This window comes from Microcoleus sp. K5-D4 (genome assembly GCF_036704575.1).
GTDB lineage: Bacteria > Cyanobacteriota > Cyanobacteriia > Cyanobacteriales > Microcoleaceae > Microcoleus.
In genome coordinates this window covers 1-23201 of sequence record NZ_JAUBSD010000097.1, presented here as the reverse complement: position 1 = coordinate 23201, position 23201 = coordinate 1, and the positions used below count along the sequence as shown (strand labels likewise).

The 23201-nt window shown below is 46.6% G+C and carries 21 protein-coding genes, 1 tRNA gene and 1 pseudogene; 15 read left to right on the top strand and 8 right to left on the bottom strand.

The genetic code is table 11. The annotated features are described in order from the left end of the window. Positions 1 to 158 precede the first annotated feature (158 nt). The 4 genes from hrcA to QUA77_RS24130 form a co-directional block, all read right to left on the bottom strand. Positions 159 to 1301, bottom strand: a complete 1143-nt coding sequence (gene hrcA / locus QUA77_RS24145) for a heat-inducible transcriptional repressor HrcA (protein ID WP_445302102.1) — start codon at positions 1299 to 1301, stop codon at positions 159 to 161. A gap of 299 nt (positions 1302 to 1600) precedes the next feature. Next, on the bottom strand, positions 1601 to 2470 hold the full coding sequence (locus QUA77_RS24140; RefSeq protein WP_333039844.1) for an alpha/beta hydrolase: 870 nt from the start codon (positions 2468 to 2470) through the stop codon (positions 1601 to 1603). Between the two features lie 1166 nt (positions 2471 to 3636). Beyond that, positions 3637 to 4362 carry a hypothetical protein gene (locus QUA77_RS24135; RefSeq protein ID WP_006631881.1) on the bottom strand — a complete coding sequence of 242 codons (726 nt, stop codon included), beginning with the start codon at positions 4360 to 4362 and terminating at the stop codon, positions 3637 to 3639. Positions 4363 to 4447: 85 nt separating this feature from the next. Further along, positions 4448 to 4600 (bottom strand): hypothetical protein, encoded by a 153-nt coding sequence (locus QUA77_RS24130; RefSeq protein ID WP_333039846.1) that lies wholly within the window; start codon positions 4598 to 4600, stop codon positions 4448 to 4450. 270 nt (positions 4601 to 4870) lie between these two features. Here QUA77_RS24130 and QUA77_RS24125 point away from each other — a divergent pair, with 270 nt between their 5' ends. From QUA77_RS24125 to QUA77_RS24100, 6 genes are all read left to right on the top strand, one after another. Further along, complete coding sequence (locus QUA77_RS24125; RefSeq protein WP_172187348.1) at positions 4871 to 5422, top strand: GNAT family N-acetyltransferase; 552 nt, start codon at positions 4871 to 4873, stop codon at positions 5420 to 5422. Positions 5423 to 5748: 326 nt separating this feature from the next. Continuing rightward, a tRNA-Pro gene (locus tag QUA77_RS24120) sits at positions 5749 to 5822 on the top strand. A gap of 152 nt (positions 5823 to 5974) precedes the next feature. Further along, positions 5975 to 6808, top strand: coding sequence for a Tic22 family protein (locus QUA77_RS24115; protein WP_333062157.1), 834 nt, complete (start codon positions 5975 to 5977; stop codon positions 6806 to 6808). Positions 6809 to 7097: 289 nt separating this feature from the next. Continuing rightward, on the top strand, positions 7098 to 7985 hold the full coding sequence (gene prmC, locus QUA77_RS24110; protein WP_333452985.1) for a peptide chain release factor N(5)-glutamine methyltransferase: 888 nt from the start codon (positions 7098 to 7100) through the stop codon (positions 7983 to 7985). A 53-nt stretch (positions 7986 to 8038) separates the two neighbouring features. After that, complete coding sequence (locus QUA77_RS24105) at positions 8039 to 8632, top strand: L-threonylcarbamoyladenylate synthase (RefSeq protein ID WP_333452983.1); 594 nt, start codon at positions 8039 to 8041, stop codon at positions 8630 to 8632. Positions 8633 to 8657: 25 nt separating this feature from the next. Then, on the top strand, positions 8658 to 9593 hold the full coding sequence (locus QUA77_RS24100) for a HAMP domain-containing sensor histidine kinase (RefSeq protein ID WP_333452981.1): 936 nt from the start codon (positions 8658 to 8660) through the stop codon (positions 9591 to 9593). Positions 9594 to 9785: 192 nt separating this feature from the next. Here the strand turns inward: QUA77_RS24100 and QUA77_RS24095 are convergent, their stop codons facing one another. After that, positions 9786 to 10274: a GNAT family N-acetyltransferase gene (locus QUA77_RS24095; RefSeq protein ID WP_190656314.1), complete on the bottom strand. Its 489-nt coding sequence runs from the start codon at positions 10272 to 10274 to the stop codon at positions 9786 to 9788. Positions 10275 to 10786: 512 nt separating this feature from the next. Then, positions 10787 to 11770, bottom strand: a complete 984-nt coding sequence (gene hemB, locus QUA77_RS24090) for a porphobilinogen synthase (RefSeq protein ID WP_333039856.1) — start codon at positions 11768 to 11770, stop codon at positions 10787 to 10789. A 303-nt stretch (positions 11771 to 12073) separates the two neighbouring features. Here hemB and QUA77_RS24085 point away from each other — a divergent pair, with 303 nt between their 5' ends. Then, complete coding sequence (locus QUA77_RS24085) at positions 12074 to 13057, top strand: DUF1517 domain-containing protein (RefSeq protein ID WP_333452979.1); 984 nt, start codon at positions 12074 to 12076, stop codon at positions 13055 to 13057. Positions 13058 to 13386: 329 nt separating this feature from the next. Continuing rightward, a complete protein-coding gene (locus tag QUA77_RS24080) occupies positions 13387 to 13941 on the top strand; it encodes a cyclic nucleotide-binding domain-containing protein (RefSeq protein ID WP_333039858.1) in 555 nt (184 codons plus the stop codon). 225 nt (positions 13942 to 14166) lie between these two features. Here QUA77_RS24080 and QUA77_RS24075 read toward each other — a convergent pair whose 3' ends face one another. Next, positions 14167 to 14613 (bottom strand): hypothetical protein, encoded by a 447-nt coding sequence (locus tag QUA77_RS24075; protein WP_333039860.1) that lies wholly within the window; start codon positions 14611 to 14613, stop codon positions 14167 to 14169. 366 nt (positions 14614 to 14979) lie between these two features. After that, positions 14980 to 15750, bottom strand: coding sequence for a hypothetical protein (locus QUA77_RS24070; RefSeq protein WP_333452977.1), 771 nt, complete (start codon positions 15748 to 15750; stop codon positions 14980 to 14982). A gap of 953 nt (positions 15751 to 16703) precedes the next feature. Between QUA77_RS24070 and QUA77_RS24065 the strand changes: the two genes are divergently transcribed. The 7 genes and pseudogenes from QUA77_RS24065 (at position 16704) to QUA77_RS24035 (ending at position 23114) form a co-directional block, all read left to right on the top strand. Continuing rightward, positions 16704 to 17402 carry a class I SAM-dependent methyltransferase gene (locus QUA77_RS24065; protein ID WP_333452975.1) on the top strand — a complete coding sequence of 233 codons (699 nt, stop codon included), beginning with the start codon at positions 16704 to 16706 and terminating at the stop codon, positions 17400 to 17402. A gap of 227 nt (positions 17403 to 17629) precedes the next feature. Then, the gene (locus tag QUA77_RS24060; protein ID WP_333452974.1) at positions 17630 to 18256 is read left to right on the top strand and encodes a 7-carboxy-7-deazaguanine synthase QueE; all 627 of its coding nucleotides are present in this window, start codon (positions 17630 to 17632) and stop codon (positions 18254 to 18256) included. A gap of 153 nt (positions 18257 to 18409) precedes the next feature. Then, positions 18410 to 18820, top strand: a pseudogene (locus QUA77_RS24055) (retroviral-like aspartic protease family protein). Positions 18821 to 18893: 73 nt separating this feature from the next. After that, positions 18894 to 21854 carry an excinuclease ABC subunit UvrA gene (gene uvrA, locus QUA77_RS24050; RefSeq protein WP_333452972.1) on the top strand — a complete coding sequence of 987 codons (2961 nt, stop codon included), beginning with the start codon at positions 18894 to 18896 and terminating at the stop codon, positions 21852 to 21854. A 219-nt stretch (positions 21855 to 22073) separates the two neighbouring features. Then, the gene (locus tag QUA77_RS24045) at positions 22074 to 22490 is read left to right on the top strand and encodes a XisH family protein (protein WP_333452970.1); all 417 of its coding nucleotides are present in this window, start codon (positions 22074 to 22076) and stop codon (positions 22488 to 22490) included. Next, a complete protein-coding gene (locus QUA77_RS24040; RefSeq protein WP_333452968.1) occupies positions 22478 to 22798 on the top strand; it encodes a XisI protein in 321 nt (106 codons plus the stop codon). The genes QUA77_RS24045 and QUA77_RS24040 overlap by 13 nt, the downstream gene beginning before the upstream one ends. Continuing rightward, entirely contained in the window at positions 22779 to 23114 is a 336-nt protein-coding gene (locus QUA77_RS24035; protein WP_333452966.1) for a hypothetical protein, read from the top strand. The genes QUA77_RS24040 and QUA77_RS24035 overlap by 20 nt, the downstream gene beginning before the upstream one ends. The last annotated feature ends 87 nt before the right edge of the window (positions 23115 to 23201 follow it).

Sequence of the window (23201 nt, the reverse complement as noted above, 5' to 3'; positions counted from 1 at the left end):
AAGATGTAGCTTTCTACGTAATTATACTGTGTCACACCCCTGGGTGCGGAATGTGGGATAAAAGCCTGGGTTTTTTGTCACAAAACCCGGTTGATAAAGGTTGCGAGTACGTCCACAGACAATAAAACCCCAAGCTCGTTAAGCTTGGGGCTATCACATTAGGGTGCATCTAACAAAGGATGATCCGATCGCCCTCGATCGCCATCAGGAAAACTCACTCGATTTCCGCCAATAGCTTCTGACAAATAATCGGCTGCAGCTTCCACTACCGCGATCGCATTTTCATAAACCATCCGCGTCGGCCCCAAAACCCCAACACTACCAACCGGCACTGATCCCCGGCGGTAAGTCGAAGAAATCAAAGTACAGCCACGAATTGGTTCTAAAGAATTTTCCGAACCAATACGCACCGTTACCCGCTTCCCGGGGATGTCCAACTCAGGCGATTCAAAAATCAAAGGCCAAAGCAGTTCCTGCTCTTGTTCTAGCAATTGCACCAGGGTTTGAACTTGCTGCAACTGCGAAAACTCTGGCAAGCGCAGCGCTTCTGCTAAACCGCCGATCAGAATCCGCGTGTAGGTTGGATTGCTTTGGCGGCTGCTCAAAGCAGTCAGCATGGTTCCCATCCACTCAGCGTACAGCTCAAAGTCCCGGTCTAACTCGCTCCAGTCTACAGCCGAGAGTTCCGAGAGCGATCGTCCCCGCAACTTGCTGTTCAAAAAATTCGACAAAATCTGCAACTGGCGATCGACGATTTCGACATCAGGCGTGTTACCTTCTGCGTCCAAAGGCAACTGCACCAAAACCGACTGAGTTTCGTAGGCATCCGTCACCACGATCAGCATCACCTTTCCCGGCTCTAGCTGCACCAGTTGCAAGTGGCGCAAGCAAGCCATATTGGTTTGCGGTATGGTGATCATTGCTATGTAACCGCTGATAGTTGCCAGAATTTGAGCCGCGCCGCGGAGTGCCGCGTCCATGCGGCCGTCCGACCAATTGAGCTGGTCTAGTACCTGTTCCACCTTGCGGGCCAGCGTATCAGACGGCTGAATCAACTTGTCTACATAAATTCGGTAGCCGGAGTCAGAGGGGACTCGTCCTGCCGAAGTGTGGGGCTGATAAAGCAGTCCAGCTTTTTCAAGAGTCCCCATCGCATTGCGAATTGTAGCTGGGCTGACGCTGAGGTTGAATTCGTCAGCCAAAGCTTTTGAGCCAACGGGTTCCGCTGTAGCTATGTAGTGGCGAACCGTTGCCCAAAGGATGTGTTGTTGCCGATCGGTGAGGTTAACGCGCACAGATATTTAAGCAGAATTAGTATTCAGACAATTTGCCACTATCGAGTCAGAAGCTCTGTCCTTAAGGGCGATCGGGCAGAGTTATCTATTTAAGATAACAGATTTAGGTGAAGGAAGTTCAGCAACAGATTGTGTACGGGATTTTACGGATTGTGTACGTGATTTTACGGGCCGATGTTGAGGGAATGAACAGGGAAAAATGTTTTAACTTTTAACTTGTAACTTTCTATTTGGGAAGCGAAGCTTCCCCGAACCGGAGATCTGCCCAATGCCCCATTCCTGGGTTTCGCTTTAGCAAATGCCCTTTAAGTGTGTTCTTTCAGAATATTTTGCAGGTAACTAGCCACTGCATCCGGCTGTTCCACCATTGCCAAATGGCCACAATCGGGAAGCTGAAGGACATTTGCGCCACAACCTTGGAACATCCAGTGAAAGCTAGCCAAATGCAGCACGTATTTTGGTTCCATAATTTTGTCTTTAGTACCGGCAATAAAATAAACAGGTTGCTTGAGTTGGGAGACAATTTGTGGCAATAGGTGAATCTCCGCTTCTGTGGTGGAGTCCAACAAAGCCCCCAAAGCTGCCTCTGGATGAGCTCCCACGAAATCTATTAAGCGCTGCCGTCCCCAGGATCTGCCGATCGAGCGGGCTACAGAATCGCGGGCAAACAGGTAATCTGCTAAGGGCAAGCGAGGCAGCCAGCCGGGACGCATTGTCACTAGCTGCTTGCCGACCGCTCGAAACCGCTCGAATTCTTCCTTAAGATAGATGCCGCCCCCTGCATTGATGCAGACCACGCCTTTAACGCGATCGGACAATTTGCTGGCTCCCCATAGAGCGATCGTACCGCCGAGAGAGTGTCCCACCAGCCAAGCAGAAGATATATCGAGTTTTTCGAGTAAAAGTTCCAAATCGCGAGCGTAAGCTGCGGGAGTGTAGCAGGAATTTAGCGGTTCGGAACATGGGCGATCGTCGCCGGAGTCCGATTGAGAATCGCCAAACCCCCGCAAATCATAGGTAAGGCACTGATAGTTTGATGCCAAGCGATCCGTCAAAGGTTGCCAGTAGTGGCGGCTTAAAAGCCAGCCGTGGACAAATACCAGAACCGGGGAAGTTGCTGTCGGAGCCGTCAAATCGTAAGCGTGCCGAACCCCTAGGATGTCGATTGTTGCCATACTTTTATCTTATCCGCTCCATAAGACCTATGTAAACCTATGTATAGCCTTTCTCAGAAAGAGCGAGTACGCCGAAACCCTGTGTTCTCAAGCTTTTTCAGTTGAATTGTTTACCTCATATACCCAAGAAGCGCTATAAGTAAGCCAAAAAGACTCAACTTTATCGATTTACCGCTTACTTCCTGCTGCAACGCGCGGTCTTAAGGTGACGCTACAAAATTTTTGTCCACTACACGGGTAATCTGGGCCTAGCTTGCCCTTTTATGCGATTTTTTTATCGGAAATTTTGGTGTTTGTAATCTGACTACATCCTTATTGTAAGCGGTTATTAACTCAGTTCATTATAGCTAAATCAATACTGCGGACAGTTTTTGCAACCAGACTACAAGCTTTACAGCACAAGGATCATAAATAAAGTCCAATTAAATGCAACTCCGGGTAGAGCTGACATTGATTTAATTATCCACAGGGGCTGCGAAGTCCTACAGAATAAGCCCTTGGCTCATATAAAAACTGTCCGGAGTCTTGCTAAATTATAGATAATTTTAAAACTTCAATTATTGATTGTAATAACACTGATAATAACTTTTAAGTCCTGTTACCAAGCGTTTGTGTAATTCGCTCGGTGTAGGGAGTTTTATGGTTTGCTCCGTTGCTCTCAACGCCACTATTTCCAGCATTATCCCGTTCTCCCAATTGTAAGCGTGTCTTGCTACTCCAGAATCTTGACGGAATTAAAACCTGTTTATTAGAAGGTTTTAATTCCGTCTTAAACGAAAGTAACACTTGTTCAATACTTCGGACTGTTTTTGATAGCCAACCGTAGAAGAAGGATTTTAAGGCTCCAAGGCAATCGAGCTACCAACGGAAAATCGCTGTTTTCAGAGTAGGAACTAAAAACACTCCGGATTATTGCTTGTTAAACTCGCCTATTTATCTGGCACGTTTTTTCTATTATGGTGGTTATTTTGTAGATGAATTACCCATCAAACTTAAAAAGCTTGACAACATCGTTTGTGCGTCTCCCATGTTTATGAGAACCGCTATCTACACTCGTTTGTAGGAACAATTTTGCCGAGCTTTTTATCCTATCTCACTGGAAAACTTTTGCAAACTAATGTCTACTTATAGAAATCTAGTTATTTAGGGATCATCGGTAGCTTGCCCTAAAATCGCTCGCCCAGCAATCTTTGTCGCACCCCCTCAGCGATTTTCTGCCCCAGATATTCGGGAATTAAACTTTCATTGGGCCCCAACAAGTAGAGAATTAGGCGAGTTCGCCCCCGCCAAACCAGCAAATTAGCATTTACGACCAACAAATCCTCTTGCCAGATTGCATACATAACTTTGTAAAAAAGTCCAGGTTGATTATCTGCTTCAATCAGTAAAGCTGGCAAGTGGAAAACCGGATCGACGTAGAATTCAGTTGCCACATCTTCCAAACCCGCGTCTAAATTAAATTCCACCGCCAACATCTCTTCAACCTCAAAATGTCCCGCCAATGCCTCTCGAACGGCTCTACAGACGTTTTCTGCTGTTTTATCTGCCAGTACCTTGCCACCGCGAGATACGACCAATTTGATAAATACCAGCATGGGCGGGTAAATTTGACCGTACAGACTCAGACTGTGAATTGTCAGTCCGTAGGCCGCGAGCACTCCAAAAATATCGCTCAGTAGAAAAGACTGGTTCCGGTAAGCAAAATGCAGGGCACTTTTGTTACCTTCGGCTCGGATTTCGATGACTGCTTGCCGAGTTTTGTAAAGCTGGTAAGCTAATTTGAGGTTTTGCAACTGGATTTCGCTGCTGACAAATTGCTCATAAAACTGCGGAAACGCTCGGTTAAAGCGCTTGAGGAGTTCTAGTGTAGATGGTTTTAAACCCGAAGCCATAATTGAGGAGAAGGTGCGGGAGATATACGAGGTATTGACTCTTCCATGCCTTATGGCAATGGGATTTTCGATTCGACGATTCGACTTAAATTGTGCCCGTCTCCTCACTAAAAGCAAAAGTCAAATCTGTCTGAGAACTTATCACGAGAATGTCACCGTTGCGCCATTCCAGTGGTATTTCCCACCAAGGGTATAAGTTCCGGCGCGATCGGCGGCACTCAAAAGAAGCATTTCCCAAAATGCCTCAGTCCTGGTTCGGCAACAAATTTTACCTTAAAAGCGGGTTGTCCGGGCACTGGCTAGCAGAACAGTTCTACCAAACTTGACAGAATCAAAAAAGCGCAGACTCAATGTTGGACGACAAATCCCTGTTTTCGGCGTAAGATGAGTGTACCGTAAACTGTTCCTCAAGAGGCTACCGGCAATTGATCCTACGCCGATCGGAGTGGGTTTATCTGTCGGGTTCTCTTTCTCGTCGTCCAACTTCTACTACCTTAACCGCGCCTGCATGGGTTTTTGGAAAAACTTATTTAGTAGTTCTGAGTCTGCCTCTGTACCCCAAACAGCGGATTTTGAGGAAGATGTGGCTGTTGGGTTAGGCGATCCGCTTTCCCCAACGTTTCGCAAACCCGCCAGCGGCAACGCTCGCATCTTTTTCAGTTGCGATCGGGACATTGACCTCTACGAACTCGAAGAACTTTGTAATGCAGTGGGTTGGTCCCGCCGTCCCCTGCGTAAAGTCAAAAAAGCTATTCAGCACAGCTTCCTAGTCGTCTCTATGTGGGAGATGCGGGGCAGCCAGCGACGGCTGGTGGGTTTCGCCAGAGCGACTTCAGACCATGCTTTTAATGCCACGCTTTGGGATGTGGTAGTTCATCCCGACTACCAGGGCAAAGGCATGGGCAAGGCGCTGATGAAATACATCATTAAAAAACTCCGCAGTGAAGATATCAGCAACATTACCTTATTTGCTGACCCTCAAGTGGTGGACTTTTACCGCAATTTGGGCTTTATGTCCGATCCAGAGGGGATTAAAGGTATGTTTTGGTATCCAGATTAGCAAGCGAGGTGCAGGTCGGCGTTGATTTGTTGAGGACATACAATACAATATTGACGCTGACAACACTGAATGCACCTGTGCGCTGCGGTCAGTTACCCGTGGATGTATCTCGGCATCAGGGCCGTTATGAAGCTGTGCAAGTATTGTCAGTCGATTTGAGCCGAGCACGATAGGAGTCAGGGGCTGGTATCGGTTTTTGGGTGGGGTCAAACCGGACAACCTGAAAAAAACTTCGCCTTAGCTGCATCGAGAGCTAAATATTTAATAAAGCTTGACAAGCAAGCGGTTTTGTGTGTTAATGGTTAGAGGTTAGCTAACTATACCACCGGGATGTAGCGCAGCTTGGTAGCGCGCCTGCTTTGGGAGCAGGATGTCGCAGGTTCAAATCCTGTCATCCCGATCGCATAATGTTAAATAATAGATTGAAGCAGAACTGTCTCTGATGTTTACATTTCGTAAAAATGAAAACAAATTGAGGCAGTTTTTGCCGATCGTGTTAAGTCGCCAGTCTTTGCGTTAATGTGTTTCAGGATCGCTCCTGATGGAAAAAACATGAAATCATTAGTTCGTTTGGGCGCAATATTGGGAATTGTCGGCAGCACTCTGCTGGGCCCCTCCCCAATTGGCAAGATGTCTGCACTGGCACTGCCGGAGCCGCAAATTTTGGAAAAATTGCGATCGGTGCCGGTATTTACGATTACAGACGCTCAGGGTGCGCCCCTGGTCGCTTCTGTTCCCAAGCAGGGTCAGGGTCAAACTGGTAACGCTTCCGTGGCGGGAATTTTCATCAGCCAGAAAGATGCTCAAGCTTTTGTGGATCAACTCAAAACCAAAAATCCTCAGTTGGCGGCGTCGGTGCGCGTGATGCCGGTGTCGCTGGGGGAAATTTATCAGATCACTCAAGCAAATAAGGGCAAGCCGGAGGAGGTGCAATTTGCTTTCGTTCCGGCTCCGGTGCAGGTGCAGTCGGCTAAAACTGTACTTCAGCAGACTGGTCAACAAGTTAACGAGTTCAACGGTGTACCTCTGTTTTTAGCCAGAGGTGGCGCGGAAAATGGTTATTTGACGATTCAGCGGGGTCAACAAGAGGTGATTCCCTTGTTTTTTAACAAGGAGGATTTGCAAGGAATGGTCGATCGTTTTAAGCAGCAGCAGCCCAACGTGACAGCCACAATTAAGATTGAGGTGGTGAACTTGGAGAGCGTTTTGGAAGCTTTGCGTACTGAGAACGACCCGTTTTTGACCCAAATGATTTTGATTCCGTCGCGGGAGTCGCTGGAATTTGTGCGATCGCTCCAACCTGCTGGTGCGGGTCAAAATCCACAGGTTGCTCCGGCTCCAGCTCCGGCTCCAGCTCGGCCGGCTCCAGCTCGACCGACTCGCTAATAGTTAGTCAGCAGTCATCACTCATTAGTCATCAGTTATCAGTCATTAATTAGTAGGTTGGGTTTCTCGACTCAACCTACTATTTACGAATTAGCAATTAGCAATTAATATCGTTTCCGGTAGCATCGGAATTATTAGCCAAAATTAGGACACCGCGAGTGCCTAAGTCCCTACAATATCATTTTCGGTAGGGACACTCCAAGAGCCGTGTCCTCTATATCATGTATGAGTGCAACCGGAATTAATATAACAATTAGCAATTAGCAATTAGCAATTATTACAAAGTCTTATGTTTGTTTCTGGTTTAGAGCTTTGGGAATGGGCGAATCAAGCTAAAACAGAGGCGACCGCCTCTGACATTCCCCTAGCAGAAATCGACTGGCTGCTGCAAGAGCTGGCTGGTGTGGATAGGTTGGCTCTGCGTTTAGAGTCGTTTAAAGATTTGCCAAAAATTGAATTAAAGTTGTCTTTATCTGAACTTGCCCAATTGTGGCAGCGGCGCTTACAGGAACGGGTGCCGGTGCAGTATTTAACGGGAGTTGCACATTGGCGACATTTTTCGCTCAAAGTAACGCCGGCGGTGCTAATTCCTCGTCCTGAAACGGAATTGCTGATCGATTTGGCTGTAGAAGCTGTTAAAAGCTATGGTGTCAATCCAAAATCGCATTGGGTGGATTTGGGAACGGGCAGCGGGGCGATCGCGATCGGCTTGGCTTCTGCGTTGACAAATGCTAGGGTTTATGCGGTAGATTGCAGTTCGGAAGCTTTGACAGTGGCTCGACTGAATGCTGAGAATTTTGGTTTTGGATCGCGAATTAATTTTTATCAAGGTTTGTGGTGGGAACCGCTAGCATTTCTCAAAGGTCAAGTCAGCGGCATGGTGTCTAACCCCCCTTACATCCCCAGCAGCACGGTGCTGACTCTGGAACCGGAAGTTTTGAAGCACGAACCTCATCTGGCCTTAGACGGCGGTTTTGACGGGTTAGATTGCATCCGGCATTTGGTAGAAACTGCCCCCGATTATTTAGAATCCGGGGGAGTTTGGTTGGTTGAGATGATGGCGGGACAAGCTGAGGCGGTAGCTGATATGCTGCAATGTCACGGGAGTTACGGTGAAGTTCAGATATTTTCTGATTTAGCAGGAATTGAGCGGTTTGCCTTAGCGTATCGACGTTAGGCTTCAAGAATATGTCGTACTTCTAAAATCTAAAATCTAAAATCTAAAATGGCATGACACAAGTTGCGATCGATGCCCTAGTTCAAGGGGCAATTTCTGGTAATTATATCGTCAGTTTTCCTACAGATACTGTACCCGCTTTGGCTGCGCGTCCCGATCGCTCGGAGTTGATTTTTGCAGCTAAACGTCGCAGTCAAGACAAACCGCTGATTTTGATGGCCGCATCAGCCCAGGCCTTGTGGCCCTACGTGCAGGGAAGTCCAGCAGAGTTAAAATTGTGGCAGCAAGTAGCCGAATCCTATTGGCCGGGGGCATTAACTTTGGTGCTGCCGGCTTCGCCAAAAGTCCCGGCGGCGATGAATCCCATCGACCCAACTACAATCGGAGTACGAGTGCCTGACTTTCCCCTGGCGCTCAAAATTCTAGAGCAGACAGGCCCTTTGGCTACCACCAGTGCCAATTTATCCGGTCAGCCGCCTCTGGAGTCGGTGGCAGAAATTGAGGCTCTGTTTCCGCAAGTCTTGACATTAGTTCCTTCTGAATTAGCAACAGCGACAACAGCTTCGAGTTTGCCTTCGACTGTGGCTAAATGGACGGGCAGCGAGTGGGAAATATTGCGACAAGGCGCGATCGAGTTAGAATGCTAAAAGCTAAACTCCAAGGCAAAGCAATATGGCGCCGATCGGCTGGAGCGACTTTATATATTTAGGTATGGGACTGGGGCTGGGTTTGGGAAGCAGTTTGATTTGGCGCCTGCGGCAAAAAAGCTCGCAACAGCCCGAACCGGCGCCCAAAGTAGCCCCACCTCCTCAAGAAATTCACTTAGAGAAGTTTGATGCCCTTTCCGAGCAACTTAAGCAAACTCAATTGGCTTATCAGATGGCATCGGAGATGAGCCAATTTAAGGCGGGTTTTTTGGCTCGAACTTCTCACGAGTTGCGATCGCCCCTGAGCACTATGATTGGTACGCTGCAATTAATTCTCTCGGATTTGTGCGACGATCCTGCTGAGGAACGAGAGTTTGTCGAGCAAGCTCACGCCGCGGCACTCAAGCTGGTGAAATTAATAGATGAAATTATCTCTGTCGCTAAAACTGAACACGGCACCGAAAGCATGGATATTGAGCCGATTCAGTTAGCTAAGGTTCTTGACGAGGTTGATGATTTAACTTACTTGCAAGCTGCTAATCGCGGCATTCGTTTGGAGATATTGCCGCCAGATCCGGGGATTTATGTATTGGCAGATTTGCCGAGGTTTAGGCAGGTTTTAGTCAATTTGGTAGATACTGCTGTTGCTCAGATGGAGGAGGGGAGTATTTCTGTGTCTGCCCATGCTTCGCCGGAATCTGGATACGTTCACATTTGGGTGGACGATCAGCGTTCAGTCAGTGCTTGGAGCGAGTCTTGGGATTTGCTGAAGCACGATTTGGAGTGTGATGTTACTAAGAGCAGCGATAATTCTCAGGTGTCTTCTGGAATGAGGTTATTGATGAATCAGACTCTTTTAAGTTTGATGAGCGGAAAGTTGGAGGTTCTGGCTGTGCCTTCGGAGTCCGAAGAGTGCAGTTTTAACCGGACTCAGTGTTCTATTCCTTTGGCAACTTTCTGATGAAGAAAGTTGGGCCACGCGCAATGTACGGGATGTAACGCAGGTGAGGAAGAGGGCAAGGGATTTAACTGATTTAACTGAGGGCGAGAAGATGGAAAAGGGAAGATGAAAGAAGGAAAGTATTTATAGGGAGTAAGGTGCGCCCTGACGCACCCTACATATTATAGATTTTGATGCCAATCTTGTGATTATTTAACAATTAGCAGTTAGCAATTCGCCGTTGCTAATTTCTAATTCGAGATTCTCTTCGAGAAGCTGATTTTCAAGTACCATTGTGGTGCTAGCATTTTGCTGAAAACCGATGCGCTCGTAAAAGCTTTGTTTGTAAGTTGTCATCAGGTAAACTCGCTCTACTCGGCACATCCGAGGGTGACTCAAGACGGTTTGCACTAATTTGCGCCCGAGTCCTGCACCTTGGTAATCCGGGTGAATGGCGACATCCCAGATGGTGGCTCGATAGATCCCATCTGAGGTGGCTCTGGCAAAGCCGATCGCCCGTGAGCCGTCCCAAACTGTAACAACTGGTTCGCTGTTGGCGATCGCAATTTCCCAATCTTCTATCTTGCGTTCCCTCGCCCAAAAGGCGGCGGCTTTAAATAGTTCTTGGATCTGTGCGATGTCGGCGCGATCGCGACCTATACAAAATTGAATGTGACTGGAATCCCTAGTCGTTGATGTCATGCTCAATCTGCCTTCAAGTTGTATCTAAACTGTGTTACTTTTACTGTCTTAGCCGGTATAGTTAATTTTGCTTGGGAACAATCAATGATTGAATTCCCGATTTACAAAACTATTTTTAGTTATACATATTTTCTAAATAATTTCGGTGATTATTAATACTTTTTGGGGTAAATTTTGTAAAAAAGTCTTTGAGTCAAAATTCCCAACTTATAACTCATACTATTTGAGATGTGAGAGTGGAGATTTGAGATGGGGAATGACTGATTTGTTAGGGTGTTTGGAGTTTGCCTACAGAGAAACCGGGTTTTTTCTCACGTCTATTTCGTTACAGCCCACCGAAACTCTAAAAACCAGGTTTCGAGGCGTCGTTTATTGCTAAGCGTAAGCGATAGCTAGTGTGTTCCCTAATTGCTCAAAAATCATCTATCGAGAGAGGTATTGACTCCACGAAAACACCCGAAGATTGTGCTGTGGAGTCAATTCTTTAATCTCTAATTTCTAATCGAGTGAATCTAGTTTTGCAGCCAGCGGGCGGCGTCTTTGGCGTGATAAGTCAAAATCAAATCAGTACCAGCACGCTTGAATCCTGTCAAAGTTTCCATCACTACTCTTTCTTCATCTATCCAACCGTTGAGGGCGGCGGCTTTCACCATCGCATATTCCCCAGAAACGTTGTAAGCAGCAACTGGCAGGTTAGTTGCTTCCTTCACGCGCCAGATGATATCCATATAAGCTAAAGCGGGTTTAACCATGAGCATATCTGCGCCTTCGGCAATGTCGAGAGCAATTTCTTTAAGAGCTTCGCGACCGTTTCCTGGGTCCATTTGATAGGTGCGCCGATCGCCAAATTGCGGAGCAGAATCAGCCGCATCCCGGAACGGGCCATAATAAGCTGAGGCGTATTTTGCCGCGTAAGACATGATGGGAATATCTTCAAATCCAGCAGAGTCCAGTCCTTGGCGAATTGCTCCGACAAAACCGTCCATCATTCCCGAAGGCGCGATAATATCTGCACCAGCTTTAGCTTGAGCAATTGCGGTTTTCTTCAGCAATTCTAGTGTGGGATCGTTCAAGACGCGGCCGCTTAAATCTCCGACTTCCAAATAGCCGCAGTGACCGTGACTGGTATATTCGCACAGACAAGTATCGACGATGACGATTAAATCTGGTACGGCTTTTTTAACTGCTTCCGTCGCTTGTTGGACGATGCCGCAGTCGTGCCAAGCACCTGTCGCGTCTGTGTCTTTATCTGCGGGAATGCCGAATAAAATAATAGCGGGAATGCCGAGGTCGTAGACTTCTTTTGCTTCTTCTACTATTTTGTCTACCGATAGCTGGTAAACTCCCGGCATCGATGTGACTTCTTTAGCAAAAGCTTCCCCCGGTACGGCAAATAGGGGGTAAATTAAATCGCTGGTGGTCAAGATATTTTCGCGTACCATCCGGCGGAGTTGGGGATGGTTGCGGAGGCGGCGGGGGCGGTGAGTTGGAAACATAATGTTTTTTTTACGGTAGATAAAGCCCTGTTTTTGAGGACTCGCGGCGTTTCTTTAAAAGTCTAGAGCTTATTGTTGGCCGATCGCTCTGGACTTAAGTAAACTTCTGTAAAACCCGGGATGTCCATTGTTCGTAGTCAGGAATGCCAGTCATTTCTAGCCTTTCCCGTTCCCAGACTCAGCCCTAACGCTGCTTGTGGGATCGGTTAGTACGGATATCTCGCTGGCTTCATACCTATAACCAGGCTGCCCAGAAGCGAGGATAGACTGTAAATTATAAATGTATCGAATAGTAACGGTCTTATGTACAAGCAACTAATTTCAAAGATCAAACCCCTTTTGAAACCACTATTCGCGATCGGTCTGGTACTGACGCTAGCCCTCGGTAACGCTGACGGAGCTCTGGCTGCCCGCAGCGGCGGACGCATCGGCGGCGGATCTTTTAGTGCTCCAGCGCGCAGTTACTCATCCCCGAGTCGCACTTACGCGCCGTCGGGAGGAGGCTACTACCCGGGCGGCGGCTTTGGCGGTGGCTTCGGTTTCCCGTTCTTACTGCCGTTTTTTGGCTTTGGGGGCGGGTTTGGCGGCCTGTTCTCGATTTTGATTTTTATTTCGATTGCTAATTTCCTCGTCCAAAGCTTCCGCCGCGCCGGGGGCGGAACTGACGAACTCGGCAACAGCGCCCCTACTAGCGCTGTATCTGTCGCCCGCTTGCAAGTTGGTTTGCTAGCAGAGGCCCGCGGTTTGCAGGCCGAACTCGACTCCCTAGCGCGAAAAGCGGATACCGATACAGCGACAGGTCGTGCTCAAGTGCTGCAAGAATCTACTCTGGCGCTGCTGCGGCATCCTGAATACTGGGTTTACGCGGGCGCTGAATCTGTGCAAACTCGCTTGGAAGCAGCCGAAGCTAAGTTTAATCAACTTTCTTTGGCAGAACGCAGTAAATTTACTGAAGAAACGCTCTCGAATTATAACAATCAGCTCCGGCAAGCAGGGAGCAGCAATATCCTGCCAGGTTTGCAGGAAAATGGGGCGCTGGTTGCTTCTGATGTGAATTCAGATCCCGGGGAATTTATTGTGGTGACGGTGATTGTCGGTACTCAAGGCAAATTGCAATTGCCAGCAGTGAAAAACTCTGAAGATTTGCGCCAAGCTTTGCGTCAGATTGGGGGAGTATCGAGCGAGCAGTTGCTGGCGGTTGAGGTGCTGTGGACTCCTCAAGCGAACGGGGACACTCTGACTGCTGACGATATGTTGGCTGGCTATCCTGATTTGCGATCGATTTAGTGAGCAAGACTGGGCGCGGAGCATTGTCTGCCGCGCCCCATCCTGCAGCAAAGCTGGGCGGGTGAACCCAATTGCTTTTGAGAGGCGAATTTTACACGAGTTTTTTGAGGTCGATCCAGTTAAAAAAGATTGTTTAACAAATGCTAGTATTGAGAGATTATATTTCAGCGTGATTCATCTGCTATGGGCAAAGCCTGCCCGATATGGGTTTTGCGAAGAAGTTAGACAGGATAAAAAAACTGTATTGAGCGAGGACTGCTTCGGAAGAAGTGGCGATCGCGCACCATCTAAATTTTATATAAAGAAGAAGCGATCGAGAGCTAAAACTTATGGCCGACAGCAGCAGAAAAAAAGCACTTTTTATTTTGAGCCAGTTAAATAATGACGATATCAACTGGATCGTCCAAAAAGGCAAAAAGGAAGTTCTTGATCCCGGCGGGATTTTGATCCATGAAGGGAGGCAGATAGATGCGCTCTACATTGTTTTGAAGGGGAGTTTGAGCGTTTTGATCGAGGCTGAGCGGACTAGAGAAATCGCTAAAATAGCCAGCGGAGAACTGGTGGGAGAAGTCTCTTTCATTGACGCTCGCCCTCCTTTAGCAACGGTGAAGGCGATCGAAGAAACTCACTTGCTGGCAATTCCTAGGCGGCAGTTAGTAATCAAACTTCAAAACGATATGGGCTTTGCTTCCCGCTTTTATTATGGAATTTCACTGTGTCTGGCAGACAGGATGCGCGGTACGATCAGACATATAGAATACGGTCGCAATATTGAATTAGATCAACCAGAATTTGAACGAGAGGATATCAATCCTAACGTTCTGGAAAATTTGGCGCTGGCTGAGGCTAAGTTTAATTGGCTGAGGGAAAATGTTAAAGCTTGAGGAATTTTAAGGCGTTTTTGAGCTGGGTCTGAAAACGTGGCAATTGATACGGTAATTGAGAGATGTACGATCTAACCTCTCAAATCAAAAAACAGATGTGGAAAAGAAAATAGGGGCGGGTTGTACCGGAAATATCGATCGATAAATGCCGGAACTATAAAAACCCGCCCCTGTTTTCGGCCGTTGCAACCTCGCGCGCTGAAACGCAACTACCAACCACACAATCTAGATAATACCCGGCCCTTTGCCGCGGGTGTCTGCATCCATTGTCAATTTTCCTTCCTCGCCTTTTTTATCTTTCACTTCTGCGAGAATTCGAGCGCGTTCTGCGGCTTCAGCTTCCTCTTTTTCTCTCAAATCGCCCGGTTCGTTGATGTACATTTCCGGTTCGATCGCGTAATTGTTAACCAGGCCTTCTTTGTCTACCGTATAACCATCGGTGGTGTGAATGCTTTCGTCATCGGTTTGGTCATCAGTTTTTGCACTTTTCTGCTTCCCTTCGTTGGTGGTGTGCATGAAATTAGCGCCTTCCCGTTCTTGCCGTGCTGCTGTCTCAGCAGGAGTAATGCCCCTGTCGTAGTGGGGCGCTTCCATATTGGCTTCGATTTGTTCGTCGGCCGGTGTTGATTTGCTAACTTCTTCTTTGGGGGGTATTGGTTGACGATTAGTCATGATTTATTCCTGAGTTATATTTTCAAAAAGGTCTTTGCGCTATGTTTAAATATTAGGCGAAAGCTAGCTCATTCACAAACTATCTTTGGTTATAGTTTGCGAAAAATTGCTGTGAGGGAAAATACCTTGATGGACTCTTCCTGAAGACTGATAAAATTCTGTTTTTATTTAAATTTTTACTATCTGCGACTATTTGGCATCTATCTAAAGATAGGGAAGTGGCAATTGCAGGTTGAGGATTGGGAATTGTACTAATGACTCATGATAGCAGTTTAGAACCAGAATTTTACGGTAGGCCAGATCTCAAGCTCGATAGTCATCAGTCATTCCCAATTATTCAATCGTTTAATCTAAAATCGTCGGACTTTACGATTCTTTAAAGAAGCGGATGATTTCGCGGACGTGGTTGAGAAATTGTCCGTCATCGGTGAGTTGGGCGATCGCACTTTCTGCATCTCTGGCGAGTTTAGTGTGTTCTGCCTGATTTGTTGCTTGCAAAGATTGTAGAGAGGCGGATACAGTAGTTAATTCTCTTCTGATAGCTTCCCGTTCCCGATTTTGCACAGCTACCCACGAATTCGGATTGTCTGGACTTAATTGATTGGTCAAATCCCTAACTGTAGATTCTAACATTGCAAAGCGGCTGCGGAGTTCGACAATATCTTCGCGGGGGTACAAAAATTGGCTGCGGATAGTTGTCAGCCGCTGGGCTAAATACTGATAACCTCGGATAGCTGGACGCAGTACAGTTAACAGCAGTGCAGCACCGGAACTGAGATAGCCAATAGCACTAATTCCGGTGGCGGCTAGGGTGTAAAGTGCGATCGCGCTAAACAGGTGAAGTGCGATCGCCGCAAAGAGCGATCGGCTAACTAATACAGTAACGTATTGGAGTTGTTCCCGATCGACAGCAATGTTTTTTTTAGTCGATTCTGCGGCTTGCGCTAAAACTTCTTTAGCTTCAAAATGGATATTCCAGGGAACTGTAACTATCAGCAACAGCCATTCAAAAATAGCAATGGCAATTACCCAATCAATAAAACTGCCGGCAGGGACGTGCAGCCATTGGAGAATGGCAAAAACTAGCAGCAAAAATATGCCTGTGACGGCACCAAAACCTGCGAAAGTGTAATACATAGCGATGCCTTGGTGGAATGTTGTTTTGATTTTGGGTAGCTTGTTTCGGTATGGAGGAATAAGCTGTGACAGTTAAGTAATCGTCCTATTAATCCGGGTTCCTTAGTTATGAGTAATAGTGCGGCTCAAAGGTTGCTACAAGCCGGGCTTTGGCCCACAAATACTTGCTCTACCTGAATCGTGGAATGTTATTTTGATTGTGGGTAGCTTATTTAGGTGTGGAGGAATAAGCTGTGACAGTTAAGTAATCGTCCTATTAAACTCAGTTTGTTAGTGAATAGTAATACTCTGAGGCATCAGGATTTCCCGACTCCTGGTTTGTTTCAGGAAAATAAATCGGCTTTAACCCATAAATAAGGCTTAAAGGAAACGGTTTCTTTTTTGGGAGTGCGTAAGTCCTCAATAATTAGTCATTCGGGATTAAGTAGAGCGACACGAAAAAACTTGAAAATGTAACAAAATGTAAACGACTCACAACCTCTGGGATTGCTTCATTCCACTGGCAATGACATACTTATGTTTTTCGCAGTTTGTCTAGTTCGCGATCGGGATGAAGTCACTTTCTCGCCAACTCATACCATTTGAGATTTATTTGAGATGTGGAATGGGCAATAGCTCATTATGTATGGGTTTGCAGCTTGTGTACCGTTCCATTAATCTTTTGAAATCGTATCACTAACGGCGTTACACGGTGCTAGAAAAGCAGGAATCTCAAAACGCTCCCCTCTTCCATTTTTCTTTTCCAGAGCTGCTAAATCACCTGTAGCTGAGATAAACTGATTTGGAAGTAGATCGCGCGTTTTGCAAGTTGCCTCTGTGTAACCGAGACACTGCTACTGCAACCTGTCATCAGCCACAGTAAAATAGGTGCCAAAATTAACTCTACAGTCTCCGATTTCCATTAACAGCGCATCTATAATCTAAAATCAAAAGTCAGCAGCAAGGACAAACCGATGGCGAACTCAACTCTTGGCTTAGAAAATCAACTTTACGATTATCTGTTATCTATTTCTCTGCGAGAACCCGATATTCTCGCTTCACTACGGGAAGAAACTGCTAAGCATCCTATGGCCCAGATGCAGATTGCTCCCGAACAAGGTCAGTTTATGGAGCTCATGGTGCAGCTTATGGGAGCGACAAAAACCTTAGAAATTGGCGTTTTTACTGGTTATAGCTCGCTGTGCGTAGCTTTGGCGCTGCCTTCAAACGGTCAGATTATTGCCTGCGATGTCAGCGAGGAATATACTGCGATCGCACGACGGTATTGGGAAGCTGCGGGCGTTGCTAATAAGATTTCTTTGCAGTTGGGCCCCGCAATAAATACTCTCGACAAACTAATAGCCGAGGGACAAGCTGGAACCTTTGATTTTGCCTTCATCGACGCCGATAAAGAAAATTATGAGGCTTATTTTGAGCGATCGCTCCAACTTGTACGCAATGGCGGTTTAATTGTTATTGACAACGTTCTGTGGTCTGGACGAGTTGCTGACCCTCAAGTACAAGACGAAAGCACCACCGCCATTCGTACTTTTAACGAGAAATTGCGTAACGATCCCAGAGTTACTCTCAGTGTTGTCCCCATTGCTGACGGGCTGACTTTGGCATTGAAACGCCGCTGGGCTACTATGATGGAACCTGAACAGGATAATTAAAGAGTTATTTGCGGTTTGTGGTGGATTTCTCAGGACTTATAGAAAAGCTATGAAGAAACCACATTTCTGAGTCAAGCTTCTCGGATAAAACGAGTAATTTTTTTTCAAAAACCCCGTTTCTGCGTTCAGGACTGTTTTTAGTTGCTGCAAACCGCGAAGGAATAACAATTTAAGAATATTATATCTAAACAACGTAATTAATTAATTAATTTGAGGCATAAATTCGGGTGTCTAATTTACAACTAAAATTACCAATTCACGAAACTTTTCAGTGTACTGTTCAAGGCGAAGGTTACTGGACGGGGACTTTAGTTGATTTTATCAGATTGGCTGGTTGCCCTGTGCGCTGTCCTTGGTGTGACACAGGCTATGCGAATGGGGGCAAAGGTTTGCCGTCTGTACCGCAGTCGATCGCACAATTGCTCGCTCAATTGCAGTCTCCGAGGGTTGTCATTACTGGCGGCGAACCTTTCATTCACCGCGATTTGCCTGAGTTAGTTGAAGCTTTGTTAGAAGCTGACAAGCAGGTGAGTATTGAAACTTCGGGTGCTTGCTGGCAGGATGTTTCCCCACAAGCTTGGATTACTCTTTCTCCGAAGGAACACGTCAATCCTAAATATCCGGTGCAAGAGCTTTTTTGGACTAGAGCCAATGAAATTAAGTTAGTGATTAGCACTGGCGAAGAAGTTGAATTTTATCACAAGCATTTGGAAAATAATGTGAATATTCCGGTTTTTTTGCAACCAGAATGGAACTCCCAAAACTCAGCGATTTCCATTATTTTGGAATTGCTGAAACAAAATCCTAGTTACAGGTTATCTTTGCAAACTCACAAGTTTATTGGGGTGCAATAATTTGATGATTTAGCCCGATATATTCGTCAGGTGGGCGGTGCACAATGGGGAGTGCATCGCCAACAATCTGTGGAAATATATGCTATAATTAAAGTAGCCATTTAGGCTAATTTGAACGTAATTTAACCAACTACGGAAACCCCAAGGAAAAAAGTGATCGCAACCGTAGTAATTACGAATAGGCTGGATGAAGGGAAAGCCGAAGATAATCTGATCCCAATCGAGCAAGTGAGGTCTGTTACTCTAGAAAATGTTTTGGTGGATACGGGCGCGACTACTTTGTGTTTGCCTAAAGATGTCATCGCCAGACTGGGTTTAAAAATCCTCAAACAGGTGGTTGTGGAAACAGCCACGGGCATTAGTGAGGCGAGGATTTTTCGGGATGCTTCGATTTCTTTGTGCGGGCGCGAAGAAACTTTTGAGTGTTTGGAATTGTCCGAGGGGAAAACGCCACTTTGAGGCGTGATTCCGATGGAAGCGCTGGGAATTGAAGTGGATTTGAAGCATCAAAGTTTGAAGGTTTTGCCGGACGGGCCGACGGAAACTTATTTGACAATTCTTTGATATTCTTGAGTTTGGATGCCAGCTATTCGATCGGCAGCGCTAAGATGGTTAAGCACTGTTTTGCACTACTCTCATGTCCCAACGCGCCGAAACCTCAAACAGCCAGCCAAGTGCATCCCGCAACGGGCATAATGTGACGAATTCTCACTCTAACAACCAAAATACGATTCGGGTTCGCGGTGCGAGACAGCACAACCTGAAAAATATCGATCTGGAACTGCCGCGCGATCGACTGATCGTTTTTACTGGTGTCTCCGGTTCTGGTAAATCTTCCCTCGCTTTCGATACAATTTTTGCCGAGGGACAGCGCCGCTACGTGGAGTCTCTCAGCGCTTACGCGCGCCAGTTTTTGGGACAGTTGGACAAACCGGATGTGGACGCGATTGAAGGCTTGAGTCCGGCTATTTCGATCGACCAAAAGTCAACTTCTCACAACCCGCGATCGACAGTTGGTACTGTTACAGAAATTTACGATTATCTCAGATTGCTCTACGGCAGAGCCGGCGAACCGCACTGTCCGATTTGCGATCGCTGCATTGCGCCGCAGACAATTGATGAAATGTGCGATCGAGTCATGGCACTTCCCGACAGCACTCGCTTTCATCTTCTGGCACCAGTTGTGCGCGGAAAAAAAGGCACTCACCGCAAATTATTGTCGAGTTTAGCTGCGGAAGGATTTATTCGTGTCAAAGTTAACGGAGAAATTTTAGAACTTTCGGAAAATATCGAATTAGATAAAAATCTAACGCACAATATCGAGATAGTTGTCGATCGGTTAATAAAAAAACCCGGTTTAGAAGAACGTTTAGTTGACTCTCTGGCAACTTGTTTGCGCCATTCTGAGGGGATTGCGATTATTGAAGAGTTACCGACTGAAGAAAATTCCCAACCACAGGGGCCGCTCGTATTTTCCGAAAACTTTGCTTGTCCCGAACACGGCGCGGTAATGGAGGAACTTTCCCCTCGGTTATTTTCGTTTAATTCGCCTTACGGCGCGTGCCAAAACTGTCACGGTTTGGGGAGTTTGCGGGCTTTTGCGCCGGAGTTGGTAGTTCCCGACGAGAAAGCCCCTCTTTATTGTGCGATCGCGCCGTGGTCAGACAAAGATAATTCCTATTATCTTTCTTTGCTTTGCAGCATTGCTGATAGTTGTGGGTTTGATATCGACACTCCTTGGTATCGATTAAAGCCCGAACACCAGCGGGTGATTTTGTACGGCAATGAGCAAAAGCGCAGCGCAGAAAGTAAAAAGCGCGACGCCAGCACTGATTTTAGGAGAGATTTTAATGGCGTAATTTCCATGTTGCAGCGCCAGTACGACGATACTGGTTCCGATCTGATCAAGCAGAAGTTGGAACAGTATCGGGTCGATCGCTCTTGCGAGGTTTGTCACGGCAAACGCTTGAAACCCGAGGCGCTTTCGGTGCGGTTGGGACAGTACGGAATTGTGGATTTAACCAGTATTTCGATTCGCGAATGCCGCGAACGAGTAAATAATTTGGGATTGAGCGATCGGCAATTCCAAATATCCGATTTAGCCCTGAGAGAAATCAAAGCAAGGCTGCAATTTTTGCTCGATGTCGGGTTAGATTACCTGACTTTAGACCGCGCCGCAATGACACTTTCTGGCGGAGAAGCCCAGCGAATTCGGCTGGCGACTCAAATCGGTTCTGGTTTGACGGGTGTTCTCTACGTTTTGGACGAACCGAGCATCGGACTGCACCAAAGAGACAATTTTCGCCTGCTGCAAACCTTAACAAAATTGCGCGATTTAGGCAATACTTTGATTGTCGTAGAGCACGATGAAGAAACCATGCGAGCGGCCGACCATATTGTCGATATCGGGCCCGGCGCCGGCGTTCACGGCGGTCAAATTATCTCGCAAGGAAGTTTAGCAGACTTGCTGGCGGCCGAGGAATCTTTGACTGGTGCTTATTTGTCTGGAAAGCGAGTAATTGAAACCCCTAATGAAAGGAGAAAAGGCAACGGCAAAGCTCTCTCAATCATAAATGCGACGCGCAACAATTTAAAAAATATTGATGTAGAAATTCCCTTGGGAAAACTTGTCTGCGTGACAGGCGTTTCCGGTTCTGGAAAATCCACTTTAATCAATGAATTGCTGTACCCGTCGCTGCAACACTATATCACCAAAAAAGTGCCTTTGCCACCCGATATGGACGCCCTCAAAACTAAAGGCGAACGCTCTCTAGAGGATGTGGTTGATAAGGTAATTGTAATTGACCAATCTCCCATCGGTCGCACTCCGCGTTCTAATCCCGCTACTTACACGGGAGTCTTTGACGTGATTCGGGATTTGTTTGCCGAAAGCATTGAAGCGAAGGCAAGAGGTTACAAAGCGGGGCAGTTTTCTTTTAACGTGAAAGGGGGAAGGTGCGAAGCTTGCGGCGGCCAAGGGGTGAACGTGATTTCGATGAATTTTCTGCCGGATGTTTACGTGCAGTGTGAGGTTTGCAAAGGTGCGCGCTACAACCGGGAAACGCTGCAAGTTAAGTACAAAGGCAAGTCGATTTCTGATGTTTTGAACATGACCGTAGAGGAATCTTTGGAAATGTTTAAAAATATTCCCAGGGCGGGCGCCAGACTGCAAACTTTGGTTGATGTTGGTTTGGGTTACATTCAGTTGGGACAGCCGGCGCCGACGCTTTCTGGGGGTGAAGCGCAGCGGGTAAAATTGGCAACGGAACTGTCGCGCCGCGCTACAGGGAAGACGCTTTATTTAATCGATGAACCGACGACTGGTTTGTCGTTTTATGATGTTCACCATTTGTTAAATGTGCTGCAAAGATTGGTGGATAAGGGTAATTCAATTTTGGTTATCGAACACAATTTAGATGTGATTCGGTGCTGCGATTGGGCGATCGATTTAGGCCCTGAAGGGGGAGATAAGGGCGGCGAAATTATTGTGGCGGGAACGCCGGAGGATGTGGCGGCAAATCAGAGGTCTTATACTGGGAAGTATTTGCAAGCTGTTTTGCAGCAGCATCCTTTGGGGGAGGCTGTAGCTGTTAGTTAATACTAACAGGAATTATGCAATTGGCATACTAAAATCAAATTGTATGGTGCGTCATGTGAGCTTTTATAACGATTATTGAGAGTTACAATATCTGACGCACCTTACAACTGAAATTCGTACTACTCCAATGGGGCGATCGGTTACAGTTATTGGTGCGTAACATTCGGGTATAATATGTACTAATAGTGTCCGATGTAAATGCTTAGGTAAAATCTAAAAATGGCAAAGGATATCTTCCACAACACGGTCAAAATCGCCCTACAAAAAGATGGCTGGAAGATTACCCACGAGCCCTACCAGTTACGTTATGGTGTGGCTGATGTCTACATCGATCTTGCAGCCGAAGAAGCGATCGCCGCTGAAAAAGAAGGACGTAAAATAGCTGTAGAAGTCAAAAGTTTCGCAGGTGGCTCCACCATTTCTGAATTCCACACCGCCCTCGGTCAATTCCTAAACTATCGCATTGCCATCGAAGTCTCTAGCGAACCAGAACGTATACTTTATCTGGAAGTGCCCACCGATACCTACCAAATGTTTCTCAGATTTGAACCCGCAAAAACTGTCATCGAACGTTATGAAATCCGACTAATTATTTACAATCCAACTCGTGAGGCGATCGACCAATGGATAGACTAAACGAATACCGCAAAATTGTTTGTGACTTTCTCGAAGACTTTTCTAAAAATGACGCAAATGCTCAGTTAATCTTCGATATGGCCCGCGATCGATATCTCGTGATGCACAACGAATGGCGCGACGAATATCGCATCTATGGGTGTGCCATGCAGCTCGATATCATCGAAAATCAACTCTGGATTCAACACAACAGTACCGAAATCTACATCGATCGAGAACTGATTCAACGTGGCGTCTCTCCTCAAGATATCATTCTTGGATTTCGCTCCCCCAGCATCCGAAAACTCCTTGCCGCCAACTCTGGCTAGAGACAAAGGTTGGCAACAGTTAGATGGATATCTCGCTAGATTGGGACAAGATTCCGGTTGGTTGGTCATTTTCGATCGCCGAGAGAATGCACCCGAACTCGAAGAACGGTTGAAAACTGAGATTCATACTACTCCAAGGGGGCGGTCGGTTACATTATTCGAGGGTGAAATCCTGGTATATTATGTACTAATAGTAGATGCGATATTAACTATCTTGAATTGTGGGAGAAAGTGCCATATTTTGGGCTTCTCTTTGCATGAATTCAATGTCCGATCGCGACCAAGTGCGGGGCCCGCTGCACTGATGAGCAATTAACAGCCCCCACAGTCAGGGTAAGAGCATCTCAATTAGGCTTGACACAAGGACTCAGAAGAATCTAATGTAGGGTCAATAAAACAAGAA

Bases quoted from the DNA above. Each gene is read 5' to 3' on its own strand.
- QUA77_RS24075 (WP_333039860.1), bottom strand. From the start codon at position 14,613: ATGACTAATCGTCAACCAATACCCCCCAAAGAAGAAGTTAGCAAATCA.
- QUA77_RS24045 (WP_333452970.1), top strand. From the start codon at position 22,074: ATGGCAAAGGATATCTTCCACAACACGGTCAAAATCGCCCTACAAAAA.
- QUA77_RS24040 (WP_333452968.1), top strand. From the start codon at position 22,478: ATGGATAGACTAAACGAATACCGCAAAATTGTTTGTGACTTTCTCGAA.
- QUA77_RS24065 (WP_333452975.1), top strand. From the start codon at position 16,704: ATGGCGAACTCAACTCTTGGCTTAGAAAATCAACTTTACGATTATCTG.
- QUA77_RS24100 (WP_333452981.1), top strand. From the start codon at position 8,658: ATGGCGCCGATCGGCTGGAGCGACTTTATATATTTAGGTATGGGACTG.
- QUA77_RS24135 (WP_006631881.1), bottom strand. From the start codon at position 4,362: ATGGCTTCGGGTTTAAAACCATCTACACTAGAACTCCTCAAGCGCTTT.
- QUA77_RS24085 (WP_333452979.1), top strand. From the start codon at position 12,074: ATGTACAAGCAACTAATTTCAAAGATCAAACCCCTTTTGAAACCACTA.
- QUA77_RS24125 (WP_172187348.1), top strand. From the start codon at position 4,871: ATGGGTTTTTGGAAAAACTTATTTAGTAGTTCTGAGTCTGCCTCTGTA.
- uvrA (WP_333452972.1), top strand. From the start codon at position 18,894: ATGTCCCAACGCGCCGAAACCTCAAACAGCCAGCCAAGTGCATCCCGC.
- QUA77_RS24070 (WP_333452977.1), bottom strand. From the start codon at position 15,750: ATGTATTACACTTTCGCAGGTTTTGGTGCCGTCACAGGCATATTTTTG.
- hemB (WP_333039856.1), bottom strand. From the start codon at position 11,770: ATGTTTCCAACTCACCGCCCCCGCCGCCTCCGCAACCATCCCCAACTC.
- QUA77_RS24105 (WP_333452983.1), top strand. From the start codon at position 8,039: ATGACACAAGTTGCGATCGATGCCCTAGTTCAAGGGGCAATTTCTGGT.
- QUA77_RS24115 (WP_333062157.1), top strand. From the start codon at position 5,975: ATGAAATCATTAGTTCGTTTGGGCGCAATATTGGGAATTGTCGGCAGC.
- QUA77_RS24080 (WP_333039858.1), top strand. From the start codon at position 13,387: ATGGCCGACAGCAGCAGAAAAAAAGCACTTTTTATTTTGAGCCAGTTA.
- QUA77_RS24095 (WP_190656314.1), bottom strand. From the start codon at position 10,274: ATGACATCAACGACTAGGGATTCCAGTCACATTCAATTTTGTATAGGT.
- QUA77_RS24140 (WP_333039844.1), bottom strand. From the start codon at position 2,470: ATGGCAACAATCGACATCCTAGGGGTTCGGCACGCTTACGATTTGACG.
- prmC (WP_333452985.1), top strand. From the start codon at position 7,098: ATGTTTGTTTCTGGTTTAGAGCTTTGGGAATGGGCGAATCAAGCTAAA.